We start from the raw sequence: 8,770 nt of genomic DNA, 5'->3' as shown, positions 1-8,770 counted from the left end.
CGAAGCCTCGCAGCAGCAGCCCGGCCAGCAGCTCAATTCACAGCCCGTGCAGCAGGCCACCGCCGATGCGCAGAAGAAGGCCAACGAACTCGCCGCACAGCTCCAGCCGCAGATCGATGCCGCACGCGCCCAGCTCGCCTCACTCACTCCCGAAGTCAGCGACATGATGAAACGCGTGGCTGCAGACCTCAAAAAGACGCAGCAAGAAACCCAGACCGCCGCCGATGCCGCCAAGGCCGAAAAACCCGTCGCCGAAGTCGCCGAAAAAGCCCAGGAACTCCGCCCCGAAGCCGCCGAGAACGCCGAGAAAATGGCCGCCCTGCAGGCCGCCCTTCGCCAGGAAGCCAACGCCTCCGATCTCACCAAGCAGGCCGAATCCCAGCTCGCCCGCACCGCCGATGTCGCCCTCGCGCAAATGCAGCAGAAGACCCCTCAAATTGCGCAGAATTTGAAGCAGGCCGCCCAGGCATCGCAGAGCAAGCCCCAGGCCCAGGCCCTGCAGTCCGCCGCCAATGCCCAGCAGCAGACCGCGCAGGCACTTGAGCAGCTCGCGCAAAACATGCAGAAGGTCGAAGACGGCCAGCAGCTCACCGAAGCCGAGCAGGCCTCCATGCAGCAGATGGAGCAGGAACTCGGTGTGCAGGAGCCGCTCGACGAAGCCTACCAGCGCGCCCAGCAGCTCGCCGAAATGGCCAAGGACGCCACTCAAAATCCGCAGGCCGTGCTTGAAGCTTTGGAAAAAGAGCTGCCCAAAAATCAGTCCATGCAGAAGGCCCTCGCGGAAACCGCGCAATCCACCGCACAGCTGGCAGAGCAGGCCGTCGCCAAAGAAACCCAGCAGGCCGTGCAAAACGGCATGGCGCAGAAGCAGGCCGCCAGCGATCTCGCCCGCGTCTCACGCCATCAGGAGCGCCTTGGAGACAAAGAAGCCGCGCAGCAAGTCGCGCAAGCCAGCAATCAATTGCAACAGGCCGGCCAGAAAGCCGAAGCCACCCAGGCCAATCCCGTGCCCAATCCTCAGGCCTCCCAGCAAAGCCTCGCCAACGCCGCCCAGGCAGCCAAAGCCGCCGAAGCCACCGCCAGCAAAACGTCCCCCGCCATGCTCGCATCCCCCCTCGAACAGCTCCAGGGCCAGATGCTCGCCCAGGCGCTCGATCAGCTCGATGCCCAGCTTCACCCCATGCAGGGCAACCAGCAGCAAAACGGCCAGCAGCAGCAGCAATCGCAGGGCGGCAAGCCCGAAGGAGGCCAGCAATCCGCGCAGCAGAGCCTCAGCGACGCCCAGCAGGCCCAGCAGCAAAGCATGGCCGACTCCCGCAATCAGGGCCAGGCCCCCGGCCAGAAACCCTCCCAGCAGCAGGCGCAAAACAACAAGCAGCAGGGCCAGAATTCCCAGGCCCAGTCCGCCGAAGGTGGCAATCAATCCACCCAGCTCCAGGACGGCGTCCTCGGCCAGGGCACCATCCTCGTCAAAGGCGACTGGGGCCACCTCCCCCAAAAGATGGCCGACGACCTCACCGAGGCCACCCGTTCCGAAGCCGCCCCCGAATACCGCGCCGCCATCGAAAGCTACTACAAAGCCATTGCGGCCAAAGCGAAGCGGTAGGGCTTAAGAGTTTCAAGTTCCAATATCCAGCCCTCAGTGAGCGCGCCAGCGTCCCCGGAGTGCTGTGCTTCAGCACAGCTTCGCCACACCCACCGCACCCAAGCCCTCGAAGAAGCCCCCCACCATGAGTCCTCGAAGCACCCTTCAGTTAGCCGTCATCATCATAGTCTCCTGCTTGTCTCTCGTAGCACAAGGCAGCGACATGCCGGTGGCCGCGAAAATCATCGATGTCCCATCCGAGCGGCGGGACTGGGGCGAGCCCATCGGCAACATCCACGTCACCTTCGCCGATGGCCACTCAGAACGATGGACGCGCCAGGGATGCTGCATGCACGTGCGCCATGCGGACTCCGGGCTTGTGGGATGGACGCGTTATTCCAACCGGAACAGCCATGGCGAACCGGTGAACAACATCGTTCGCGTGATGCTCTCGCCCGACCATTGGCGTGACTTCCGGGCAGGCCCCTTCATCGAAGATTGGAGCTTTGCCGATCACGACACCACCATCGCGATCAAGTCACGCGGCCGTCATGGCCCTGCCGTTTACCACCAATACTCGCTCAGCACCGGAAAGCTGATCGCTGCGGCCAAAGACATCACCCCTTTTGCACAGCTCCCCGCCTGGGCCCAGCCCATCGCCGATGACAGGCCCCGATGAACCCAGCTGCTCAAGCAACCGGAGCTTCCGCAAATATGCTGACCGGTTTTTAAGAGCAGGCTGATTCAAAGGGGGCTCAGCGCTTCACCCTTCCGCCTGTTCCCGCAGTTCCTTCGCCAATCCAATCAGCTCCTCCGCATTTTCCAGCCCATCGAGAAACCGCTGGGGTATCCCCGACAGCCCCACCTGCGCTCCCACCAGCGCACCCGTGAGAATCGCACGCGCCTGATTCTGCCCGCCGCCATTGATGGCATGCAGCACCGCCAGCTCAAAGTCATCGGAAAAGCATGCGGTGAGATAATAGGCCGCCGGTAGCTGGTGATAAATCGCGCAGGGCATTCCATAAACGATGGAGACTTTTTGCATCCCTTCTTTGCGTCTTTTTGCGGCCATTCAATTCTGGTCATTCACCATTGCACACCGCCCTCTCCGCGCTCCTGTCACACGCCGGAGAGGCACGTGGCTTTTCGCGGGGCAGCCCTTCCATGAAACCTTTCCTTCTGCTGGCCACTTCTCACACGCCCGATGGCGCGGAGCTGACCCTGCATTCGCACGATTCGAATTTCTATCTGCGCGTCAATCGCCAGCCCCTCATGGGCACCAATGCCTCCGAGTCCGAAAAAGTCCTCGCAGAGCTCGCCTGCGCACGCCTTGGCGCTGGCCCGGCAAACGTCCTCATCGGCGGCCTCGGCTTCGGCTTCACCCTGCGCCGAGTGCTCGAACTCATGGGCCCCGCCGCCCACGTTCAGGTGGCGGAGCTCCTGCCCCAGGTCGTCGCCTGGAACCGCGAATACCTCACCGCCGTGAACGGCCAGCTCCTCGATGACCCGCGTGTCGAGATCACCGTGGACGATGTCTTCCAAGTCATCAGCCGCGCCCCCAAAGCCCACTACGACGCCATCCTGCTCGATGTGGACAACGGCCCCATTGCCATGGTGCAGGACGGCAATGCGCGCCTCTATCAGACCCAGGGCTTTTCCGCCATCACCCACGCCCTGAAGCCCGGTGGCCGCGTCACCTTCTGGTCCGCCAGCACCGATCACGCCTTCGCCAAACGCCTCTCCAAAGCTGGCTTCAAAGTCGAAACTGTCGCCGCCAAAGCCTACCCGCAGGCGAAGCGCTGCACGCACACCATCTTCGTCGCGGAGCGCCGTTAGCCATCCCGGTCCAAAAGGATCCGAGCGCCTCGGCTAATCACCCTGCCTGCCGCATTGTTTTGCAGGTCGAATTTGCCCCGGGTCAAAAGCACCCTATGAATATTCATTCATATCAGTTAAAGCAATGAACATGAAAGAATTGGCTAACGCCTTACCTATCTAGCCGGTGCTGATCCAACATAAAATTCAGGCGGGATTTCTCATCGCTCTGGTCTTCTTGCTCCTCACCGGTATGAGTGCGTGGTGGAGCGAACAGCGAAACGTGGCCACCTTTGATTCCTTTGACCACACCCACCGCGTCAATGACGTGCTCGATGAGCTCCTCGTGGATCTGCTCAACGTGGAAACGGGAAACCGTGGGTTTGCCATCTCGGGTGATGAAAAGTTCCTGCGCTCCTATCAGGCCGGCATCACCGCAGTGCCGAAAGCATTCGCGACAGCGAAACAATTGATGTCAGAAAATCCCAGGCAGCAGCAGCGGCTGGCGGCTCTGGAGCCGCTGATTCAAGAAAAACTCAATCATGCCGGCGAGGTGATCAATCTGCGCCGCAGCAGTGATGCCACCGCAGCACTTCAGTTCATCAGCCAGGGCCGGGGCATGAAGACCATGGAGGATATCCGCAAAGTGATCGTCGCATTGAAGGGCGAGGAAAACCAGCTCCTCCCTGGCATCAAGACCCGGGCGAAAAAGCTCTCCACCATCACGCTGACCATCGTGGCCTTCGGCGGCGTGCTCTCCCTCTTCATGATCGGCTTTGCCAGCTTCATCGTGCGGCGCGATTTCGAAAAACGGCAGCAGGCGGAAGCAGAGCGCGAGCTGTTTTTCACGGTGCCTCTGGACATGCTCTGCATCATCGGCGCAGATGGCTATCTCAAACGCGTCAATCCCGCCTTCACCCAAATCCTGGGCTGGAGCGCCGAGGACCTGACGACGCGCCCCTACCTCGGATTTGTGCACCCGGATGATCGCGCCGCCGCGGAGGCCGAAGTCGCACGGCAGCTCGCCGAGGGCACAGGCGTCCAGCAGTTTGAAATCCGCTGCCTTCACAAGGACGGCTCCTCACGCGTGTTCTGGTGGAAGTCCGCGCCGCACCCGGACGGGCTCATTTTTGCCTCCGCACGCGATGTCACGGAGCAGAAAGCCGCCGCTGAAGTCCTCCGCTCCCGTGAGGAAAAACTGTCAGTCACGCTCAACTCCATTGGCGATGCCGTCCTGGCCACCGACGCGCAGCGGCGCATCACGCGCCTCAACCCCATCGCAGAAAAGCTCACGGGATGGACGCTGGCCGAGGCGCTTGGACGCCCGGTGGAGGAAGTCTTCCGTATCATCAATGAAGAAACGCGCGAACCCGCCATCATCCCCGTGGATGATGTGCTGGACACAGGCGAAATCCACGGTCTGGCCAATCACACCGTCATCATCTCCCGCGACGGCACTGAACGCCCAATCACCGACAGCGCCGCCCCCATTCGCGATCCCTCCGGACGCATCATCGGCGTCGTGCTCGTCTTCCGGGATGTCACCAAGGAGCACGATATCGATCGCATCCTGCGCGACAGCGAGGCATTGAACCGCGCCGTGATCAATTCCATGATGGCCAACATTGCCGTCGTGAACCGCCACGGCACCATCATCGCCATCAACGATGGCTGGGAGCGTTTCGCGCATGAAAATGGCGCAGCTGACAAGATGTCCGCCCTGGGCGTGGGTGCCAATTATCTGGATGTGTGCCAAAAGGCTGCACAGGACTCCGGCGTGGACGTTCAGCAGGTCATTGAGGGACTGCGCGGCGTGCTGGATCATTCCAGACCGACCTTCAAACACGAGTATGCCTGCCACTCGCCCAGCGAAGAACGCTGGTTCATCATGCAGGTCACCCCCTTGTCACGCAAGGAAGGCGGCGCGGTCATTGCTCAGATCAACATCACCGCCAGCAAGCTGGCCGAGGCCGAAGTGCGCAGGCTCAACGAAAACCTCGAGCAGCTCGTCACCGAACGCACCGGCGCGCTGCGTGAAAGCGAAGAGCGCACCCGCCAGATCATCGACACCGCTCTTGATGCCGTCATCACGGTGGATGCAAACGGCTTGATCAGCGGCTGGAATCCCCAGGCCCGCGCCATCTTTGGCTGGGACGCTGATGAAGCCATCGGGCGCAGCCTCGTCGACACCATCGCCACCCCGGACCAGCTCAAGACCCATGAGCAGCTCTGGCAGCAATTCTCCCAGTCTGCGGATCGCCGCATGGAGCTGACCGGCACACGCCGTGATGGTGCGAAGATCCGGATGGAGCTGACCAGCGCCAGCTTCACCATCGGTGGAAAGCCGCACTACAGCGCCTTCGTTCGTGATGTCACCGAGCTGCGGAAAGCTGAAGCGGAGATGCTGGCCAGCCGGCGCCGCATGAGCGACATCCTCAACAGCATGTTCACCTTTGTCGGGCTCTTCACCCCTGAGGGCCGCATGATCGAGGTCAACCACTCCCCGCTGGAAGTCAGCGGGGTGAAGCGTAACCGCGTCATCGGTCAGTTGCTCTGGGAGGCAGACTGGTGGAGCTATTCAGCCGAAGCTCAGGAGAAAGTTCGCTCAGCCATTGGCCGCGCGGCAAGCGGCGAAATCGTACGGGATGATTTTGAAGCACACACCCTCGGCGGGAACGTCATTGTGGTGGACGCCGTCTTCAATCCTCTTCGCGATGACACCGGCCGCATCGTGCAGGTCGTGGCCTCCGGCGTGGATGTGACGGTGCGCAAACGGGCGGAGCAGGCTCTGCGCGAAAGCGAGCTGCGCTACCGCTCTCTCATCGAGACCAGTGGAGACGCCATCTTCTTGCTGAAGTCCGATGGCCGCATCCTCTCGGCCAATGGTGCCGCCGCTCAGATGCATGGATACACAGAAACCGAGATCATCGGCATGAATATGCGTGACCTCGACGACGCCGAGGCCGCCCTGGCGGCGTCCGGAAGGTTGCAAAAGATACTGCAGGGCGAGACTCTCCGCTTTGAACTCAATCACCAGCGCAAAGACGGCTCCATCTTCCCGCTCGAAGTCATCGCCACACCGGTTCAGATCGATGGTGAGTGGTGCATCCTTGCCAACGAGCGTGACATCACCGAGCGCAGGCAGTCCCAGGAACGGAACGCCGCCTACCTTCGCAAACTGCACCGGCTGTCCGAGCTCAGCATGCAGCTCTCGGGTGAACCGGGAGCCGTTTTCGATGAAGTCGTTGGCATGGTGGCCACCCTGTTTGAAGTCCCCGTGGTCTGCCTCTCAGAGGTCCTTGGCCAGGAGTTGCAGATCAAGGCCGTGTGGGTCCACGGCCAGATTCAGCACGATGCAGGCGTGGCTCCGCTGTCCACCAGCCCTTGTGCCTCGGTGGTCGGCAGCAAAGACCTGCGCCTCTACAAATGCGTTCAGGAGCACTTTCCTCATTCAGCGTTTATCCGCCATTACAATGGGAACGCCTATTGCGGTGTTCCCTCGCTGGACGCCCGTGGAAACGTCGTCGCCGTCACCTGCCTGCTGGACACCAGGCCCCACGAATTCACCGAGGAAGACCAGCAGATACTGCTCATCATCGCCCAACGTGTTTCCATTGAGCTGGAACGCAGCCGCAACTTCTCCGAGCGCAAAAACATGGAAAGCCTGGCTCTGCGTTCGCAGCGAATGGAAGCCCTCGGCACACTGTCCGGCGGTGTGGCGCATGATCTGAACAACGCCCTCGCCCCCATCCTGATGGGAGTGGAGCTGCTCAAAATGCGGTGCCCCCAGGAGTCGAAGATTCTGGACATGTTTGAAACCAGCGCAAGGCGCGGTGCCGAGATGGTGCGCCAGCTCCTCACCTTTGCCAAAGGCGCGGAGGGAGAACGCGTCGTCCTCCAGGTGGAACGTCTGGTCCACGAGTTGGAAAGCCTGATGACAAGCAGCTTCCCCAAAAACATTCACCTCGTGGTCACCTGCGCGCCCGAACTTCCCACCGTGCTCGGAGACGCCACGCAGATGCATCAGATTCTCCTGAACTTGTGCGTCAATGCCCGCGATGCCATGCCTACAGGTGGCACCCTCACTCTCGAAGCTCAGCCACTGGAGGTTGATGAAGCCTTTGCCAGCTCCGTGCCCGATGCCCGGCCTGGCAGCTATGTGGCTCTGCGCGTGCACGACACCGGCGCCGGCATTTCAAAGGAAATCATCGAGCGGATTTTCGATCCTTTCTTCACCACCAAAAGCCCGGACAAAGGCACCGGCCTCGGCCTCTCCACAGTGATGGGCATTGTGAAAAGCCATGGCGGATTCCTGCAGGTTTCTTCGCAGCCAGGCCTGGGCTCCACCTTCACCGCCTTTCTGCCCGCTCATGTGGTGGAAGGTGGTATGCCACTCGCTCCCGCAGCGGCGGCCTCATGCCTCGGCCATGGGGAGACCATCCTTCTCGTGGATGACGAAGCCGCCGTGCGCGAGATGGCCGGCGTGGTCTTGCAGCGGCTGAACTTCAATCCTGTGACCGCCACCGACGGCGCGGACGGACTGCAGCTCGCCATGCGGCATCAGGCTGAGCTCCGTGTCATCATCACCGATCTGCACATGCCTCACATGGACGGCCTCGCCTTTGTCCGCGTGCTCCGCCTGATCCTGCCGGACGTCCCCGTCGTCGTCGCCAGCGGACGCATGGAAGATCCCCAGGCCGCGGAGATGAAAACCCTCGGCGTGACCCATCGGCTCGACAAACCCTTCACCGAAGGCCAGCTCGCCGAAGTGTTGCAGGACGTCCTGTGCCCAAAGTGATGCCTTAAATCTAGGGCACCACCTCCACCGGCGTGCCCACGTGCACCTCGCGGAAAAACTTCTCCGCCATGTGCCCCGGCAAACGGATGCAGCCATGCGATGCGGCGTAGCCGGGCAGATAGCCCTGGTGCATGCCCACCCCGCCATAGATGCGCATGAAGTAGTACATCTTGGCCCCTTCAAACCGCGTGCCCGGCGGCTTGCGATCCTTGCGGTTGTCGATGTTCTGCATGATCACGTTGCCCTGATAGTCCTCGTAGTCGCCGTAGATGGAGGATTTGTGGCCGATGTCCTTCTCCATCACGTGATAGCTGCCCGGCCGTGTGTCATAGCCCTCCGAGCCCGAGGAGATGGGCGAGCCGCCCGCGAGCTCGCCGCGCTTGAAGAGATACACCATCTGCTCGCTGAGATTGATCACCACGCTGGGTTTGCCGCGCATCTCATCCGCATACCAGAAGGAGTTGTCGTTCGGGCCAAACAATCCCGTCACCCCTTTCCACACAAAGCGCGAGGCCCGTGGGATGTCACTGGTCACAAACCTGCGGCTGTAATGAAACGCATTGTTGCCCGTG

Annotated in this window: 4 protein-coding genes and 2 pseudogenes; 4 read left to right on the top strand and 2 right to left on the bottom strand. The window is 61.5% G+C overall.

The features are described from left to right. Both ACIREA_RS20195 and ACIREA_RS20190 read left to right on the top strand, forming a co-directional pair. Positions 1–1,606 (top strand): annotated as a pseudogene (locus tag ACIREA_RS20195) (hypothetical protein); the annotation flags it as partial. Positions 1,607–1,781: 175 nt separating this feature from the next. Then, entirely contained in the window at positions 1,782–2,264 is a 483-nt protein-coding gene (locus ACIREA_RS20190; protein ID WP_397384149.1) for a hypothetical protein, read from the top strand. A gap of 84 nt (positions 2,265–2,348) precedes the next feature. Here the strand turns inward: ACIREA_RS20190 and ACIREA_RS20185 are convergent. Next, positions 2,349–2,642, bottom strand: a pseudogene (locus tag ACIREA_RS20185) (ADP-ribosylglycohydrolase family protein); the annotation flags it as partial. Positions 2,643–2,749: 107 nt separating this feature from the next. Between ACIREA_RS20185 and ACIREA_RS20180 the strand changes: the two are divergent. Together ACIREA_RS20180 and ACIREA_RS20175 are read left to right on the top strand one after the other, a co-directional pair. Next, on the top strand, positions 2,750–3,421 hold the full coding sequence (locus ACIREA_RS20180) for a spermine synthase (RefSeq protein ID WP_397384148.1): 672 nt from the start codon (positions 2,750–2,752) through the stop codon (positions 3,419–3,421). Positions 3,422–3,587: 166 nt separating this feature from the next. Beyond that, the gene (locus ACIREA_RS20175; protein WP_397384147.1) at positions 3,588–8,198 is read left to right on the top strand and encodes a PAS domain S-box protein; all 4,611 of its coding nucleotides are present in this window, start codon (positions 3,588–3,590) and stop codon (positions 8,196–8,198) included. Between the two features lie 10 nt (positions 8,199–8,208). On the opposite strand, the gene ACIREA_RS20170 is transcribed toward ACIREA_RS20175, so the two are convergent. Beyond that, the coding region (locus ACIREA_RS20170; RefSeq protein WP_397384146.1) for a L,D-transpeptidase at positions 8,209–8,770 on the bottom strand (562 nt) is incomplete at its 5' end.

This window comes from Prosthecobacter sp., assembly GCF_044373815.1.
Lineage (GTDB): Bacteria > Verrucomicrobiota > Verrucomicrobiia > Verrucomicrobiales > Verrucomicrobiaceae > Prosthecobacter.
This window is presented reverse-complemented; position numbering and strand designations above follow the sequence as displayed.